This window comes from Candidatus Poribacteria bacterium, from assembly GCA_026706025.1.
In the GTDB taxonomy this organism is placed as follows: Bacteria; Poribacteria; WGA-4E; order WGA-4E; family WGA-3G; genus WGA-3G.
The window spans coordinates 20,656-38,569 of record JAPOZO010000010.1 but is presented as its reverse complement, the minus strand read 5'-3'; the positions used below and the strand labels follow the sequence as shown (position 1 = coordinate 38,569).

General features: G+C 45.5%; 15 protein-coding genes. All 15 read right to left on the bottom strand.

Annotated elements, in window-relative coordinates; genetic code table 11:
- Window positions 1–240: 240 nt before the first annotated feature.
- The 15 genes from OXH00_02305 to OXH00_02235 all read right to left on the bottom strand — a co-directional run bounded on the left by OXH00_02305 (window position 241) and on the right by OXH00_02235 (window position 17,700).
- On the bottom strand, window positions 241–1,161 hold the full coding sequence (locus OXH00_02305) for a WD40 repeat domain-containing protein (protein ID MCY3739834.1): 921 nt from the start codon (window positions 1,159–1,161) through the stop codon (window positions 241–243).
- A 201-nt stretch (window positions 1,162–1,362) separates the two neighbouring features.
- On the bottom strand, window positions 1,363–2,181 hold the full coding sequence (locus OXH00_02300; protein MCY3739833.1) for a hypothetical protein: 819 nt from the start codon (window positions 2,179–2,181) through the stop codon (window positions 1,363–1,365).
- A 296-nt stretch (window positions 2,182–2,477) separates the two neighbouring features.
- Window positions 2,478–3,269, bottom strand: coding sequence for a DNA methyltransferase (locus tag OXH00_02295; GenBank protein ID MCY3739832.1), 792 nt, complete (start codon window positions 3,267–3,269; stop codon window positions 2,478–2,480).
- A 24-nt stretch (window positions 3,270–3,293) separates the two neighbouring features.
- Window positions 3,294–4,742 (bottom strand): sulfatase-like hydrolase/transferase, encoded by a 1,449-nt coding sequence (locus tag OXH00_02290; GenBank protein ID MCY3739831.1) that lies wholly within the window; start codon window positions 4,740–4,742, stop codon window positions 3,294–3,296.
- A gap of 25 nt (window positions 4,743–4,767) precedes the next feature.
- Window positions 4,768–5,037: a hypothetical protein gene (locus OXH00_02285; GenBank protein ID MCY3739830.1), complete on the bottom strand. Its 270-nt coding sequence runs from the start codon at window positions 5,035–5,037 to the stop codon at window positions 4,768–4,770.
- A 25-nt stretch (window positions 5,038–5,062) separates the two neighbouring features.
- Entirely contained in the window at window positions 5,063–5,215 is a 153-nt protein-coding gene (locus tag OXH00_02280; GenBank protein ID MCY3739829.1) for a hypothetical protein, read from the bottom strand.
- 18 nt (window positions 5,216–5,233) lie between these two features.
- On the bottom strand, window positions 5,234–6,664 hold the full coding sequence (locus OXH00_02275) for a hypothetical protein (protein MCY3739828.1): 1,431 nt from the start codon (window positions 6,662–6,664) through the stop codon (window positions 5,234–5,236).
- Between the two features lie 656 nt (window positions 6,665–7,320).
- Window positions 7,321–9,744, bottom strand: coding sequence for a hypothetical protein (locus OXH00_02270; protein ID MCY3739827.1), 2,424 nt, complete (start codon window positions 9,742–9,744; stop codon window positions 7,321–7,323).
- Window positions 9,722–10,024, bottom strand: coding sequence for a hypothetical protein (locus tag OXH00_02265; GenBank protein ID MCY3739826.1), 303 nt, complete (start codon window positions 10,022–10,024; stop codon window positions 9,722–9,724). Before OXH00_02265 ends, OXH00_02270 begins: the two co-directional genes overlap by 23 nt.
- The gene (locus OXH00_02260) at window positions 10,021–11,163 is read right to left on the bottom strand and encodes a hypothetical protein (GenBank protein ID MCY3739825.1); all 1,143 of its coding nucleotides are present in this window, start codon (window positions 11,161–11,163) and stop codon (window positions 10,021–10,023) included. The genes OXH00_02265 and OXH00_02260 overlap by 4 nt, the downstream gene beginning before the upstream one ends.
- Window positions 11,160–11,948 (bottom strand): hypothetical protein, encoded by a 789-nt coding sequence (locus OXH00_02255; protein MCY3739824.1) that lies wholly within the window; start codon window positions 11,946–11,948, stop codon window positions 11,160–11,162. The genes OXH00_02260 and OXH00_02255 overlap by 4 nt, the downstream gene beginning before the upstream one ends.
- Window positions 11,949–12,038: 90 nt before the next feature.
- A complete protein-coding gene (locus OXH00_02250) occupies window positions 12,039–12,275 on the bottom strand; it encodes a hypothetical protein (GenBank protein ID MCY3739823.1) in 237 nt (78 codons plus the stop codon).
- Between the two features lie 771 nt (window positions 12,276–13,046).
- Window positions 13,047–14,501 carry a phosphomannomutase/phosphoglucomutase gene (locus OXH00_02245; protein MCY3739822.1) on the bottom strand — a complete coding sequence of 485 codons (1,455 nt, stop codon included), beginning with the start codon at window positions 14,499–14,501 and terminating at the stop codon, window positions 13,047–13,049.
- Window positions 14,502–14,534: 33 nt separating this feature from the next.
- Complete coding sequence (locus tag OXH00_02240) at window positions 14,535–16,397, bottom strand: multiheme c-type cytochrome (protein MCY3739821.1); 1,863 nt, start codon at window positions 16,395–16,397, stop codon at window positions 14,535–14,537.
- 166 nt (window positions 16,398–16,563) lie between these two features.
- Window positions 16,564–17,700, bottom strand: a complete 1,137-nt coding sequence (locus OXH00_02235; GenBank protein ID MCY3739820.1) for a hypothetical protein — start codon at window positions 17,698–17,700, stop codon at window positions 16,564–16,566.
- Window positions 17,701–17,914 lie beyond the last annotated feature (214 nt).

The window sequence follows — 17,914 nt, the reverse complement described above, 5'->3', positions numbered from 1 at the left end:
CTATTTTTACTTATTGGGTTTTGTCCCGTTTTTCTCCGTTGTCGAAAAACGGGTTTCCGCTTAATTTCGTAACGAAACTGGATACCTAACTAACAATTTTTTAACTATCGGGTTTTCGCTCCGTTTTTCTCCGTTGCCGAAAAACGGGTTTCCGCTTAATTTTACGAATCTATCTTTTCACCTTGGCAGGCACAGTTTGAAACCCCGCCAACAAAGGAAGATGCCTAAGTTCTGAATGGTTTACGAAAGGTCCCAGAGCAGCACGGAGTTATCTTCACTGGCACTTGCGAGCAAACTGCCATCAGGTGCATAAGCGACATTCCTAACACTACCCGTATGCCCAGTGAGTGTGGTTTTCGGTTTACCTCTCCTTGCATCCCACAAACGCACCGTTCCGTCACTACTGGCACTTGCGAGGGTTGCGCCATCAGGCGCGTATGCAACACTCCAGACATAGCCTCTATGTCCTGTGAGTGTGTTTTTCGGTTCGCCTGTTATCGCATCCCACAAACGAATCGTGCGGTCAGTGCTCCCACTGGCAAGGGTTTCGCCACTCGGAGAATAAACAGCAGAATTGACAATATGCTTATGCCCCGTGAGTGCAGCTTTTTGCTGCCCAGTGGCAGCATCCCAGAGTAGTACGGTGTCATCTCCACTGCCAGCTGCAATTGTACTTCCATCAGGAGAATACGTAACAGATCGAATAGAGAACTGATCCATTGTGAGTGTATTTTTAGTTTCTCCTGTGCTCATATCCCAGAGACGTACCGTACCATCAGGACTTCCACTTACGATCGTGGTCCCATCAGGAGAAAAGGCAACACTTCTAACAGCGTCAGTATGTCCTGTGAGTGTTGCTGTCGGTGCTCCACTGGTTGCATCCCACAAAACGACCGTGTTGTCAATACTCCCACTTGCGATTGCGGCACCATCAGGCGCGTAAGCGACACATCTGACGTATTCTCTATGCTCCACAAGGAGATTAAGCCCTATTGCGCTCTCTACATCGTAGACCCAAACCCCGATGTCGCAGGCAACAGCAAGTTGCGTGCCATCTGGTGAAAAGGCTATATCTCCAGTTAGGTTTCCTTGATCGAGCCGTGCTTTGACCCCTTCAGGTAGACTCGATTGTGGGTCATTTTGAGCGTTTATAGTTTCCAATGCGTAAAGTATTCCTCTTTGACGTAGTTTGTGTGCTAAAATTTGTTGTTATTATCGAGAAGTATATTAAAACGTTCCGCATTTTTGTGTCCATGTGATGTTTTAAACGTCACAGTGACGTGCAGATACCTTGTGGTGCGCGGGAATGTGACGTAATTTCCGAATTTTTTTATTCTTAGATTCGCAAGCGAATATTCCGCGCTATTCCTGATTTTTCAAGTGTCCCCAGACTATCGGCAATTTATCACCAGCAGAAACATCCAAGAATGCGGATTCACTTGCTAACCAGTTGATAACGTTTTCTGTAAGTTTCTCTATATGATCAATACTCTCGTTGTTCTTATGGAAATTCGGAATCCGCCAGTTCATGTTGAAGACTTTACCATCCCCAGCTTCCCAATAACCGAAGGCTGCGATTCTATCCGTGTAATCGGTACCGCCCTCCCAAGCATGCGCAAGCGTCGTAAAATTCTTCCAAATTTTGTCGTAATAGTCACCACTGACTGGATATCCAGTTGAATTGATCCGAATCCAATCCTCGACTTCCGGTGTTTTCCCATCAACATTCTCGAGTCCTTCTGTCAACCCGAGTTCCAACGTCTCTTTGAGGACAATAATACCGACATTGCTTCCGTCGTCTTCAACGGGTCCAAATTTCCGTGGTTCCGCGTCTTCTAATCCCAATGGCGTAGCATAACGGATCGCCGCGCCTGTCAAAAGCACTGCGCCGCCACTTTCAGCATAATCCATGAACGCATTAATTTCTGCGTCGGATAATCCGCCCGGATCTTCATCGCCATCATGCCACCAGACAACAGCGAACTGCTTGAATGTATTGCTCTTCAAGTCTGCTTTCGCGAGTTGTTGTGTTTTGAACGTTTTTTCAGCAAATTCCAATGCCGGTGCAGTAAAATCACCTTCTTTGCCGAGATTAATAAACCCGACTTCCACTGCAGCATTACCAATACTTATACCAAAACAGAGAAGAAATGTCAAATAAATTACGATTTTCCGTTCCATGCTCGCTCCTTATGTGTTACGCAAGGTAAAGTGTGTTCACTTGCGTATCGATAATAGCACATTTTAAAAATAGGATCGATGGACAGTCAGACTTCTCTTTGATGTCTCTATCTATAGATAATATCATGCAATCACGTTTTTGTCAAAGTATTCTGAACCGCAGATTTTTGCGGATTACACAGATTACGCGGATTTTAAGGAACTATCTGCGAAATTAACGCTAAATGTATTTCGGCATTTGAGATAAACCGGGTTTACAAGGTTTCCCTGCCACAAGAGACCATGCTTGCCTTCACTTATAAATGCAAGTCCGGTTTGTTTTGGCACTTTTGGAGTCGTTGGTTTCCCATTTTCACGAAACTCGGTTCAATTTCAAACCCGATAAAATCCCGTTGATGTCGCTGACACACCACAGGACAGGTCCCTACGCCTGCAAAGGGATCCAGCACCAGATCACCGGGTGATGAACTCGCTAATACAATCCGCTCGATTAACCGCTCAGGTTTTTGGATCGTATTGAGTACCTTCCTGTTCACTAACTCCTTCGATTTATAGGTTAGCTGCTTTATATCACCCCAGACATCGCCGGGATTCTTCCCTTTCGGATTGTATTTCGTCTTACCAAATTTTCCATTTGTCACGGATGGCACATTTTCACAACGAAGTCGATGCTCTAACTCAACAAGTTGCGAGACTCTGATAGCATCCAAGTTATAGCATTGTGGCTTTTTGCCTTTGACGAAATAGCAGATAATGTCGTAGTTATTGGTGTAATTGATGCGTCCTTGTGCAAGTCTGCTTGGTTGATACCATACAATTTTTGAACGAAGATTTAAAAACTTTCGATAGTCTATAAAGTCAATACAATCCGATTTACCGAACAGATAGAGCGCGCCGCCATCCTTCAACTTCGGCGTAAACTTTTCGATGAGTGCGAGGTTAAATTCCTGAATTGAGGAAATTTCATCCCACGAATTCTCTGTTACACCATACGGACCATCGCATACAATCAAATCTACGGAAGCATCTTGTACCTCTTTCAGCAGTGTAAATGTATCACCACAATGAATAGTATTGCGTTCAAGCATAATACGGCAGAACATCCTTTAGATTTACATCGGTCCCACCCGGCGCGGCCCTATATCCATAGCAAACATAGACGCGTCGAAATTTAGTTTTAACAGATCCATTTTGATGTCCTGCTTATCGGGTGTATGCCAGAGGTTGTCAAATTCGTCGGGATCCTCGATCAAGTCGTAGAGTTCTCCCTCCTCGTGTCCGTGATAAACTACTAATTTGTAACGTTCATTTCGGTACATTGTTGCGAAAGAATGGTCGCGGCCATTGACAGCGTCATAGTATTCACACCGGACAAAGTCGCGGTGATGGTCTGGATCGGTTTCACCTCGGAGGATAGGCAGTAGCGATCGCCCGTGCATGCCTTCAGGTGGTGTTAATCCTGCTAACTCCAAAAGTGTCGGTGCTTTATCAACGAGTTCAACGAGTGCATCGCTTTTTAGACCGTTCACAAACTGCCCTTGCCACGAAAAAATCAGTGGGACCCTGACCAAACCTTCGTAGAATCGGCAGCCTTTCTGAATCAATCCGTGGTCGCCGAGTGTTTCTCCGTGGTCGCTGGTGAAAATGATGACGGTATTTTCGCGTTGCCCTGTTTCCTCAAGCGTTTCCAGCACCCTGCCGAGCTGCTCGTCAATGAGTTGGATCATCGCGTAATAAGCGGCTTTGAGTGTCTTGGCATCTCTCGCACCGACTGCCTCTGTCTCTTGGCGCGGTGTTTGTGGCAAGATAGGACTCCGAATGTCCAAATTATCTGGCGTGCGTACTTTAGCCTGAAAATCAACTGCTTGCAATCGGGTCTGCTGTTCGAGATCGCTATCTCGGAAAAGCGGCTCTGGCATCTCCGATGGATTAAACCGTTCTCGGTGCGTCTGTGGTGGATTAAACGGCGGATGCGGATCGTAGATGTTGACGCTTGCGAGCCACGGACAATCACGTTCTTCACGGATGAACTCGATTGTCTTTTCCGCACACCACGTCGTCTGATGTAACGCTGCTGGCACGCCTTCTGGATTTCGATTCAACTCACCTAAAATATAGCCTTTCGAGCGCACCCAATCTGCGTAGTCGTGTCCGTGTTCCCAGTCGTCTCTTGGTGCATGGCTGTATTGCCAATAGCGGTATCCGTCGTCTGTTCGTGGCTCTATTCGCCGGTAAGCACTTGCGAGATGGAGTTTGCCAATCAGCCCGCAATCATAACCGATGTCTGTGAGGGTACGCGTCACAAGCGGATACGCGTTAGGAAAAAAATCGTTTCCGTTGCGATTCGCGTGTGTTGCGTTGGGATACATGCCTGTGAGAAAACTCGCCCGACTTGGTGTACAGATAGGACTTTGACAATAGGCATGCGTGAAGGCGACTCCGCCTCCTACGAGGCTATCAATGTTCGGGGTTGACACGAACGGGTTCCCCAACGCACCGATTGTGTCGTAACGTTGCTGATCTGTGCAAACCCAGAGTATATTTGGCGTGTTAGCAGGCATACATCAACCTCTGTGTGTCTGCCGATTAGAGAAAGAAACTTTTGATGAGGGCGGCAAGGGCGATAACAGTTGGAGTGATCCACGCGGCATGCTTCCAAAAACGCATTGCAAATGCCCGTTCGCCGTGTTGAATCGCGACAAGTTCTAATACTTTATCAAGTTTAGTTTCCATACGATCCATACGCGTATCAAGGCGGTCTTGGCGATTTTCTAGTGCTTCAAACCGCTGAGTCATATGGTTTCCTAATACCTCAAATCGCTGAGATATAATTTCCTGAAGTTCTTGGACTGTCATGAGAAACTCCAATATGCTTCGCGCCCTATTTCGCCTTCGCGCTGAATCCGGTCTCCTTGACGATGTTCGCGAGATCGTCCGCGGTCGCGGTGTTTTTTCGGACTTTAATGACGGCTTGATCGGGTAGAGAAACTTGGACGCTGATAACGCTTTGGTGTTGTGTAAGTGCACCCTGCACTTTTGCGACACATGCCCCTCACGTCATGCCCGACACGACCAGCGTGACATCTTCACTTCCTGCCGGTTCAATCGGGACAGACATAAAGGCGTTCAGCAATTTCCCTGAAGCGGTATCGAATATCCGAATTTTTCCGTCGAAACCGCCTGTAGCGAGTTGTGTACCATCAGGATGGAACGAAACCGCAAAGACACCGACTGCATCGCCTTGCATGCTTGCTAAACGTTTCCCATCTGCTACGTTATAGATACGCGCTTCGCCGCCTGCGCTGCCAGTAGCAAATCGGGTGCCATCTGCTGAGAATGCTACACCTTCAATTGTCCCCGACTGTGCTTCGTAGGCCTGGATGAGGTTAAAGTCTGTATTTCCGACATCCCTCCGTATTTCACGGAAGATTTTGTAGAGCCGCGGTATCCGGTCTTCACCAGCACTTAGAACATGGTCTTCTGTCGGATGCCGTGCGATGGTGTTAATTTCACCATAGCCTTTGTTACTGGAGTTGATGTCATCAACAAAAGAGCCTGTATCTACCTCAACCAATTTGAGGGCAGTATCACGCCCACAACTCACAAAGTGGGAACCGTCAACAGAGAAGATAGTACCGAAAACCCAGTCGCTGTGGTTATCAAACTTAATCAGTTCTTTTTCGTCTTCGACGGATAGGACACGCACTGTTTGATCGGAGCATCCGAAAGCAACACGACTGGCATCTGGCGAAAAAGAGAGTCCGTAAATCGTATCATAACTGGAGCGCATCGCTTTGATAAGGGTGTTCGTTGCGGTATCCCAGAGCTGTACTTCGCCAAATTGTGCGGCGGATCCGCCTGCCATACCCAATATTTTACCATCTGCTGTATACGTCAACGATTCTATTCGACGCGCTTTACCCACCAATCGCTCTTTAAGTTCAAAATTTACTGTGTCATACAACAAAACTTCGCGGACACCTGATACTGCAAGCGTGCTGCCATCGGGCGAGTATGCCAGCGCAGTAACCACCGGCGGTACGGTGTAGATCGGATAGTTTCCCTCCGCCATATCATCGACTTCGGCGGGTGTGTCATCGGGCGCGCCTTCAAGAATCCACCGCCGAAACAACTCGACCTCGTCAGCAGAGAGCGGTTCCATGTTTTGTGGCATTGCAGGTTCATCGCCGGAGATGAGCGCAATGATGAGACTGTCATCGGGTTTCTCCGGGACGATTGTTGCATCACCCGCCATCCCGCCTTGTTTGAGATCGGTATAGGTTGTGACAACCAAGCCGCCGTTTGGATCGCCTGGGTGATGGCATCCTTGACAACTCCGTTTGAGAATTGGGACGATCTGTGAATGGTAACTCACTGGTGCCTCTGCGCCATGATTATCTGCTGCGACAAACGGGATCAACATCACAAAACAGAGCAGATACATCATTAGACAAACTGTAAACTTTGATCTCAATATGTTCATATCGGTTGGAACCCTCCCACTCATTAAGGTAAGGTGAGGTGCTATAGTTGGTTGTGTCAAAATGTTGGATCGACATATTTTCTTGGTAATTATATCACAATTTTATAATGAAATTCAAAAAAAAATCGGACGCAAGCCGAGTGTGTAAATATTTTGTCAATTGTTGTCTGAATGCAGGGCGCATTTGGGGTGTTTTTGCTTGGGTATTTCTGCGTATTGCCAACGCTAAAATCCAATGCGAAGAAAGTGTTTCTTCGCGTACGCCGTAAATCACGGAAACAAGGTTAAAATATTAAGATTTAGGCAAATTCCTTTGCAGTCACGTGAGTTTGAAAAAGGTTTATGGCTTAGAAAACGCCAGTTTGAAAAAAGTATTATAGTAGGTTTTAGAATTAATAAGACACCCCTCGGTAGGCGAGATTAGGGAACCTCGCCTACCGAGGGGTGAAAATGTCTATTTATACCATTTCCAAATAATATTGTTACATTACTGGTTTTCGTGAAATGTGTAGCGATGCGGAACAAACTAACAGTTTATTCTACATAAAGAGAGATTTATTAACAGAAATGGTATTATTCATAAGTTTCACCCTAATATTGCTTAATACTCTCAAGCAAAGAAAGGCGAAAAAGAGTGATACCATTTGTGGGCATATTTATTCAAGTTTTAACTCTGCGTCCATTTCTGGAATCTCGGTTTTGAGATATTTGGAATTTGGTTGTATGTTGGTCGGATAGCGTATTTCCCAGATTTTGACGGGCGCGGTTGAGAAGTTTTCTATTGGGTAAACAGGAGCGAAAGTTTTGTTTGGAATGTCTCTTAAGAACAATTGGATAGAAAGCATATTCCATGCGATTGGCGGTACATAATAGCCTTTTTGATATTTCTGATGTTCGTCAAAATACATTACAATGCCGCCAAATTTAGAGTCCGTTTGACTTTCCGAGTGGACGCGTTTTTTGTCAAGATAAACAACATAAGGAATCTCTACAGTCTGACCGTCATAAAGAACGGCTTTTGCTTTTTTGTTGGTATGAGGATTCCATTGAATATCTTTGAAAAAGTCATTTTCCTCAATAGGAACCAAAAGGGTCCGTTTTTGTGGGTGTTTAATAATAAGGAGTGGCGTAATTTCAAATCGGAGGTTTTGTGTTGAAGTACTTCCGATTGCCGAATGGTTAGGTGCAGCTGCAACGAGACCTTCCTCGCTGATCATGAGGTGTGTTGCTTTGTGAGTTTTTAGGAACTGGAGGGCTTCTATTTCTGACTGTCCACAAAAAATGTATCGATTGTATAAATGGATCCAATGCTGTATGTAATGATCCTGATCAATAATGGTTTTGACACCACCAAGAACATTGAGCTTGCTTCCGTAACTCCAGTTGGCTGCAACAACGGTATTGCTTGGCAGTTGTGCCTTCATCCACCTGAATGCTTTTTTTCTTGCGAGATCTCCTGATGATGCTTTTTTTACTATTTTTATCGAAGTAACCATACGCGTAGCATATCCGCCTAGAGGTTGCCAGAACATAAGTGCTGTAAGTACGACCAGGACAACTCCGAATTTTAGCAGGAATTGTGCGTTGTTTTTACGCAAGAGGTTTACGGGTTTAAGTTTTTTTATCAAAGTCATCAAACCGATTTGTATCAATTCAGCAGTAAAAAAAGCAATAGCAGGTCCGAGAAAGAAACTATATCGCGCTGCGTCCCGTGTGAGAGCGACCCAAAAAAACAACCATGCTATGCCTGCTATATAGACCTCTTCGTATTTGTTGGTTTCGTTTATCCGCCATGCAATGAGAAGGACAATACTAATGGTAAAAAATATGGATGCCAAAAAAAGCATCCGGCTCATGTCCGCGCCCAAAATCGCGCTGAGTTCTTCTGACAAGAAAGTTGTCACAATGAACAGGCAGACTGGGAATACAAACACGGAACCGAGTGTTTTCCAGCGGTGCATGCAAGAAACCATGAGTCCAATACATCCTAAAAAAGAGATACTACCGTAGAGGGCGACCCAAGAATTGTACTTAAAATCCATTAATTCTTGTACGCTTTGCATGAGCGGGTTCTCGCTGAATGGTACTGTAGTATTTATAAACGTGTCCATTTGAATACCAATATACCCGAGTATCATTGCGAGGCAAAGGATCATTAAACCCAGAGAAATTGTGCGCGCACGTGAATGAAGTTTATCTGCCAGGGGGAAACCTTTTGTGATAATAAAGTAGCGAAAGGTACGGATGCACAAAACAACGATCGGTGGCATCAGCATAAGTGCAAAGAGATGTGTTGAAAAGCCATGCCCGCTCCGATAGGCAGAGGATGAAAGATAGAGTGCAGGGACGAAGGTAGATACCCACAAAAGATAAAACCCTAAGCCTTCTTCTGTTTCGGAGGATAGAAACCGCCAGATTTCAACAAAAAGAATAATACTCAGGAACACGCCGAATCCTTCCCAAGAAAGGCCACCGAGGAAAACGAAAAAACCGCTGATGAGCGTCCAAAGAATCCGTTTACGTGGTGCTTGCACTTGTAGAGCCGTGAGATAAGTGATGACAGACAGGATGCCGAGCAATAGACACCAACTATCTCTATCGCTGAATCCAGCAATACTGCGGGTTATGGTGCCGGGAAGGGTGGCTAAAAGAATCCCAACGAAACTGGAAAAGAAAAATCCAAAAGTACGGTAGAGAAAAAAGCAGATGACACCGAGTCCCATACAAAAGCAGATGACTGGCATGTAGAAAGAGACGTGATAAAGCGAGATGTTGGGAAATACCCATGCTATCGCTTTATGCGTGTAGGCGAGTATATAGGAGTAGAGATTCAGGGTTTGCCCTAAATCTCTACCCACTGGCAACCACCGATGCATATCCCGTTCGGGGAGTTTTCCGTGTTCGGAGATAAGCTCGGCTTGCCAATAGTAAAGATAAGCGTCGTTAGAAGAAAATTCCGTATACGAGCCAGCTGGAGTCTGAATGCGAATCCATAAAGCAATGAGTAAAATGCACGCAATGGTTGCTCCAGCGATGATATGTAAAAAGTATCTGCGCTTACTTGGTTGTTTGGTTCTCATGGCGTATCCTTTCATTTGCTTTTGCTTCTGCTTGTTTACGTTCTCTTGCCCGTCTTATCATCTCCTTGACACGCATCATTCGTTCTGTACAACAGTCACAGTCTTCTTTTTTTGCTGTTGACGTAGTTATTTCTACGTTTTCGTTTTGTTCGGAGACAGCAGGCACGAGTTGTTTATCAGGTTGTATTTGGCGCGTATCGTTGATATAAACCATACCAATAGCAAGGAATGCACTCCCCATAAGGAATATACTTGCATAGAGGAAAACCTTTTTTTTCATTGACTTGGCTCCTTCGGCGCCCCGATACGCCTCTCAACAACTTCGGCAATTTCAGGGTCTGATTCTCTGAGTCTACGAACACCTTCTTCGGGTCCATATTGGTTAAGGGTTTGCATTGCCTTATTGAGTCGTTGTGGTGAAAATCTCTCAGGATTGAGTTGTTTGCGGAGTTGTGACTCAATGTTTTCTTCTGTTGGGAGTCCCACGGATTCCAATGCCTCAAGTGTCTCCAGTGTGATGGTTTCAGGATCTTTTTGGAGCAAATCATCAAATGGAAACGAGTCCTCAGAAATATCAGCAGACTCAACATCAATGAATGTGTTGGCATCTGGAGGGGGTGTCTCTTGGGACAACCCGTTAGTTTCACCTTGCGAGAATCCATCACTTTCACTTGGTATGGCAAATTCTACTGGATCGGAACCGTGGATTGTTTCATCATTTGAGGTATCCCCGTGAATAAGTTGCTGACGAATACCTGAAGTCCAGGCAGTGAGCGTTTCCTCTCTACCTATCCCTTCTCTATTAAAATACCCTTTAATCCATGCCTGATTGCGCGAATCCGTAATAAATTTAGCAGCATTAGCGAAAACCATATCTATTTCATTCTCCGCAGTGATACCTTCAAAAAGTGCTGCATATTTCGCTCGCATTTCAGGTTCGTAGTCCTCAGGTTCCCCATCTGGGAAATATTCTCGAAACGCTTTTTTGAAACGCTCCGGATCGTAAAAGAAACCGCGTTCCGCCCACCACCTATCGAATTCTTTGGTTGTGGGTTTTGTGGCGAAAAAGTCGAAAAATTCCCCAGAAGCGATGATTTCATAAGCCTTTTTTGCATCAGCGTCCATGGCGTCCCGATCTTCGTCCGTGAACATTGAATGGAAGGCAGCCACAAGTGGGGCATCCGGATAGAGTTTAGCGAGTTCTTCAAAACTCAGCACGTTCGATAAGTTTTTCAAAACAAAGGGGTCGTCTTCCGTCTGCTCTTGGGAAAGATTGACAATTGCTGTATCCGCTTCTATGTTGGAGGTGCTGCTGACAGTAGGGGTTTCTTTTGTTGTGGGTGTCCACAACAAAAGAAACGTTCCAACGAGGCAGAGCGGGATTGCACATAGTGCCAGGTGGTACCATCTAATTTTCATTGAACTCTCCTCCTTTTTGTCCATGTAAAAAAAACATCGGTGTCATTAAAACTTGAGAGAATTCTTGCAAATAAGAGGGGTTTTTGGATAGCGAGCCTTATGAGTCCATCATTTTGCCCGTGTGTTTCCAAAAGTGTTTTAGTGCCTTCTATGTCTTTGATGACGATATCAAGATTAAAAACCATTAGGCTTAATAAGAATTGTCCAATTTGAGGTCCTGCATTCTCTTGTGTGACAATTTTGCGCTGAACCATCCATTCCTGAACATCCTTATTCATTATGCCCTTCATTAGAAAGGGCATCATAGCATCTGGAGTCATCTCCTCACCGTGAAGTTGTTGGACATCGATTTTCCAGAGTTGCTCAGACAGTTGATGGAAAATGGCATGCTCTCTTTCTGTAATTTCATCAACGTTTTTGACGTTGAAGTGTTCCTGAAAGTATTTGAGATACCGTTCTTTGGGAGGCAGTACGTTTTTTGGAAATTGCTCAAACTTCTTAAAAGGTTTCTCAGCAGCGTAGGTTTCCGAGAGGTAATTCAGGTACCTCTTGTGTTCAGAGAGTTTCCGGAGCGTTTTGAACTCGTCCCGAAGCAGTTCTCCGGGAAATTCTGTCTTCAAGAGTGTGAAGATTTTTTGCTCGCTTGCAGAGAGTTTATTTTCCCTGATATTCGGCGTTTCCCCAAGTTCGTTGGCGTTCCCTACTGTGAGAAGCGCGGGGGCCCCTATCAAAAGCATCAGCCAGAGGCATATAGAATAAGAAAGAAAAAAAACAGAGGATTTCATAATTAAGAATTCTCCTTCCTGAGTAAATGTCGTCACTCACACGTTGTGTGAGTGACGAACGTTGCTGTTTATCAGACTGGACTGATACACTTAACGGATACACTCAAGGTATATCTCCCAACAATTGGCAAGCATCCTGCCTACGGAAACGATACAAGACCAGCTGGGTGGCCAACCACAGTCTATGTTATTTATAGCATTGACGCAATTCTCATAAGCGTCTGCACAATCACCGGCACTTACCTCCGCTATCGGAGAGAGCGTAAGTGCAGCAACACCTAATATTAGCAAAGATGCTACAAATTTGAGAGTAATTTGAAGTTTCATCTGTGACCTGTCCTTTCTGCCTATAATGCCTATGGCAACGATATAGGCAATTTTCAGACGATTGCTTTTGAAATGGAAACAATCAGGTATTTCGCATTCTCGGCAATCTTTCCTATTATGACTATTCAGTTTTTGACAATTCTCGATTCTCAGTCCTACATCCTACGGTGTAGAGTGAACTCTAACTCACAACTTCCCGATAGAATTCAGGAAAATCCTAAAACTAAATAGTCTTGGGGACTAACCTAAAAGTTGAACAAAAGTTTTATTCTATGCTATAATTAGGTTAGTACTGTTATATTCCTCTAAAATTACTATGGCAGTGCCGCGCCGATGGGTGTTCATATCACCCACGGCGCACCTTTAAAAAATAGAAAACTACCATTTCTTAAGTGTTGGACGCATTTTGAAAACCCTCACGTAATAGATTAAGTTAGTTGGCAATACCTTGGGTATCTCTCTAACCTTTTTTCTATATGTCGTTCCGCTGAGGAAATTGTGTCTGTGTTTTCGGCGTTTCATACGTATCGTGAAAAATTTGCCTAATAACACATAAATTGTCCAACTTATAGAAAAGGTATGGAATACCTTCTCTATAATTAGAAGACACAATTTTTTCCCAAAAGGGTGCATACTGTGAAAAATAAAACAATCTTTGATGTATACTCTCGTTTTAAGTTTCACGTGAAAGGCGAATTCCAACAATGTGAGTTCGCAAGAGTGGAAGTAGTAATCGGATGGAAATAAAAAACCTTAAGAAAATAATTTGAATTAGCGTCTTTTAGACAGATTTTCAGGTTCCCAGCGGAATTTCGTGTTTCGTTTGCCTCCGATGCTCTCAAGTTTCTCACTGATTCTTATCGTCTTTTCAATCAAAAGACTCTCTTCTCCAATCGCTTCAACATTCAACCGCAGCAGCGGTTCTGTATTGGATTCCCGGAGATTAAATCGCCAACTGCCAGAACCCGATAGAAATCTGACAGATAAACCATCAATGGGTGCTTCAAGACGCGGATCGCCCCAAGCGTGTATCGCATCGCTAATGACATCCAGTGCATCCGGTATCTGAGAACGTGTTTCAAAAGAGTAGTTGATCTCACCGGAGACCGGATATGCCGCTCGCAAAGGATTCACGGTTTCAGTTAACGATATTCCATTTATACTGAGATATTCAAGCAGGAGTAGAAATGGAATCATCCCGTTGTCGGCATAGAAATTGTCTCGGAAGTAATAGTGTCCGCTCGCCTCTCCGGCGAAAAGAGCATCTGTTTTTCGCATACGCGCTTTGATGAACGAGTGCCCACACCGGTTGAGAATCGGGATGCCGTTCGCAGAGATGACAGCATGCTCTACCGCCCACACCGCTCTCGGATCAAAGATGACCCCACCGCCACTTCGCTCCGGCAGGATGCGTTCTGCGAGTAGTGCCGTGATATAACACCCTTCAACAAACGTTCCCGTCTCATCAAAGAAAAAGCATCGATCGGCATCGGCATCCCATGCCACCGCCAAGTCTGCGCCTGTTTGCCTAACCGCTGCTGCGGTTAACTCACGGTTTTCTGGTCTCAGCGGATCGGGTCTACCACCAGGAATCTTTGCGAAGCTCCCATCGGGATCTACAAACAAACGCCTACATACCTGAATCGGTGTGTCTGCTAATAGGCGTTCAGCAATCTGCCCGGCGAGTCCACTATTGGCGTTGATAACGATCCGTTTTGTCAATAACCGTTCCAAATCAGCAAACGAACGAAGATGTGCTAAATATGCGTTCAGAAATTGAGAGGATTGAAAGATAGCACAGTGGTGTCCGTTTCGTTTCTTAAATGGGCGTTCGCTTACAATGGCATCTCGCAGATCAAGGAGTCCAGTGTCCGCGGAGATCGGCGCGGCATGTCGGCGAACCAGTTTCATGCCGTTATATACAGCAGGGTTATGTGATGCCGAAATTACAATACCGCCATCTGTTTTATAGTGTGCGACACTGAAATAGAGCATATCCGTCGAAATCTGCCCAAGGTTAATCACCTCAGCACCGCTATCTTGTAAACCGTTTGCAACCTGTCGCCACAACTGCGGCGAACTTTCACGAACATCATGCCCCAATGCAACGGTCTTTGGTTGAAAACAGTTGGCATACGCACACGCAATGCGATAAAAGTCTTTTGGTTCAAAATCTACGCCAAAAATACCACGAATATCATAGGCTCGGAAGATGTCAGGATTCATCGTAAAACTCCATTTAGAGGTCTGTAACCTCCTTTATTCGCAGGGTGTTCCACTCTCCCGCAATAATTGATTTGCTCGAAATTTATGCCCATCCACCAAAATCGTTGGAGACGCTTTAATCCGTAAATCCGCAGCACGCGCAATATTTTCACGGAAAAGCTGCTCTGCTTCCGGTGCATCAAACAACGCTTGAATCTTTGCCACGTCAATACCAAGTTTCTGCGCGCAGTTCTCCCAGCTCTTGTCCAGTTTCTTGCCGCGGCATAAAATATAGTCAAGATACCGATCTGGATATTCTTGTGCGATCAGCAGCTGTCGGATATCCTCTGCGACTTCGGGGTAGCCGTGGAGGCTTGTAAACAGCGATATATTTTGCGCGGCGGGTGCCATCTTCTCCTGTGCGATAAACTGCAGCTTGAAATCAATCGCGTTTCCAAACTTTTTCACAATCGGAATAATCTTTTCTTCCGCCTGAACGCCGTAGGGACAATGACTCATCACAAACAGTTCCAGCGTCGGTTTCCCCATCCGTGCGATGCGAGACGCTAAGAGTTCCTCTAAGTTCATCGGTGCGAGGCTGTGATCAACATCCTTGGTATGCAGTGCGACCACGGCAGAGAAACCGGGCGAATGTTTTGTGTCGTGGCATTGCAAACAGAGGGATGTATCGGCACCATTGCGGATATTGCTCTTTTTCGGGTTGCCGACGTGTTGCTTGCCGGGCCCGTGGCAGGTTTCGCACTGCACCCCTTCGAGTGCTGAATCCGAGTCGCCGATCTGAAATCCTGTTGAATACCCAAATCCAGTCGTATGGCAGGAGACACACCCTGTGTCGAAGTACCGCTCTTTCTTCAGAAGGGTCTCGTAGGCGAAAGCGTGGCGCGTGGCGGACCATTGCAGATATTCCTGCTCATGGCATCGCTGGCAGGCTGTTGCCGAGGCATATCCGTTTTCCTGCTGCTGTTCTAAAAGTTGCTTGGCAAAAAGCCGCGAATCCTGCGACGGGTTTTCAGATGCCATCTCTCGATAGAAATCCGTGAGCAGTTGACGGACAGTTTCAGATTCACCGACTTCCGCTGTCAATGCCACTTCCGTTGCATAGTGGCGCGCCACCTGCGCGTTTGAATCTATCCAGAGTGCCAACACGCCCAATGTCTTACCTTCAGATTTACAACCAACATAAAGGGGTCCATCTTCAGTGCCCATTGGTTCGGTCTCGTCTGGGTAAATCACAACATCAATATGTTCAGCGTCCTTTGGATCCCCTAAAGCCACAACAATATCTGACAGCGATATTATTTCCTCGGGGGCTTCACCTACAACAAAAGCGACGCTGTGTTGTCCAATTTGTTCAACGACAAACGGCTGCGTGAAATTGTCGCGCCTCACATCGGGTGCTAAAAACGGAAAAGCCGCAACGGCGCGCTGTCGCCTCAGATAAGTATCCGAGTATGTAAGATCCGATTCACTCAGTGCCATTGCTGAATACTGCATCGCTGTCAATGCTTTCATATTCGTTTCACAGCGGCGTGCATCTATCTCTGCCTCACCATCAAAAATGTTTCCAGCATCAACCAAAAGCGTCAGGAATCCACGCTTCCGAAATTCCTCGACAACATAAGCACGTCTCGGCAATCCACCGGACTGCTCTTGATAACACCCGCACGGCTCCAGGTGGCTTCGCGTCCCGCTGGTATACAAGATCACTACAGAAGGCGGTGTACCGCTTTCAAGTCCTGTCATTACCATTTCCAAACGATCCCCGAAAACCGGACGTGCCTGTTGTTTTACGGTTTGTATCTGTTTAAGTCTTTGAGATTCTGCCCATTGTGAATAAAGTGGTGGTAATGTCACTCCCAGCGTCAAAACTATTAGAACTAAAATTGCACGTTTCATAAAAAATAAAATCAAAATGTTTTGATTCGTAATCCTTTCGTGTGAGAATAGTTGTCAGTTATCAGTTATCAGTTATCAGTTACAAGAGGGTTCTGCTAAACGAAAACCTCTTAACTGAAAACTGAAAGGTTTTTCGCAGAAAAACCGAACCGATAACTGATAACTATTAAAATAGCTGCATCAGTTTCAGATAAAAGGGTCCTTGGCAGAGAACCGTGAGAAGTGCCCCGATGGAAATCACCGGTGCGAAACGAACAGAAGGTTGAATCTTTATTTGGTTCTTAAATTCCGCAAGCGCACCGGATGCTGCCAGGTGCTGCAAGTCCGCTATTTCTTCGGCATCAAGCCCCATAGGATTCGGCGAAACGACAATGTTGTCGTCCTGACCACTTGAAAACGCAACCTGTCTTTTCTCGTAACGGACACCACCATCCGGTCGCGGTACCCGAACAATCTGCTCCGCAGGAATCATACCGACTTGCAGACCGTTCACATCAACAGTATTATCTAACGCGATACTCGCTAAACCGAGGACCAACTGCTTGGCAATAACAAAAACGAGGAGATACAATCCTGAGAAAAAAGCAAAGCCTAACAGAAACACTGACACAGACGGTGCTGAGCGAACTGAGAGCCAGACCCACGCGAACCCGACAATCACATAATACACCGGCGTTTTCGGAACCGGTGCCAGCATCTTCTGTATTAAAATGAAAACCGTTAAGACCAAAAGTAGACGTACAAATCGGTCAGGTTGCCAGTCCAGCAGCTCCAACAGGGATGTCAGCGCGGTTGCGATACCGATAAAGAAAAACAGATTAAAAAGTTTCTCAAGGAGTGCTGCGATCTGAAAGTTTGACCTCACAGAACTGCGGAGAAATGCTAACTTGTTTGGCATCAATGCAAATTTGAAGAACAGATACGTGAGCAACCCTACCGAATAGGGAATGACGATATTCAGCGCGAGAATTAACGGTGGAAAGCTCAGGCTACCGCTCAAGCCTTTGAAAAGCGATAACGGTAAAATCAGACCCAATCCCCAAAGGAGTTTGGAATCACCCGGTGAGAAGATACCGAACCAATAGAACGCGAAGGCGATAAGCCCGCTTCCAAAGAAAAGCCCCAAGATATAGAGCGGCGTTGTCGTGCCGAGATACCATGACATCAATTGGCTCAGTATCCCTGCATAAAGGAGCCCTAAGGAACAAATGTTGCGGATCTTCTGTGTCTTCAGATCGGTGTAACTTGCATACCCACAGAAGATAAGGGCTAAAAATAGAAGAAAAGTCTCGTAGTATGACATCCGTGTATTCTCAATTGCTTTGTTTAGGAGCAGTGTATCATTCTCCTCTGTAGGCGAGGTTCCAGGAAGTTTAAATTAAATAAATCTGGGGGTTGCTTGAGTGTTTCCTAAGGTCTCGTGCCTGCCCACACTACTTTCTGATGGAGAGCGATCCTGCTATGACGTAACAGGATCGCTAAAAACGAAGCGTCAATAACTTGAATCAATTTTTGTA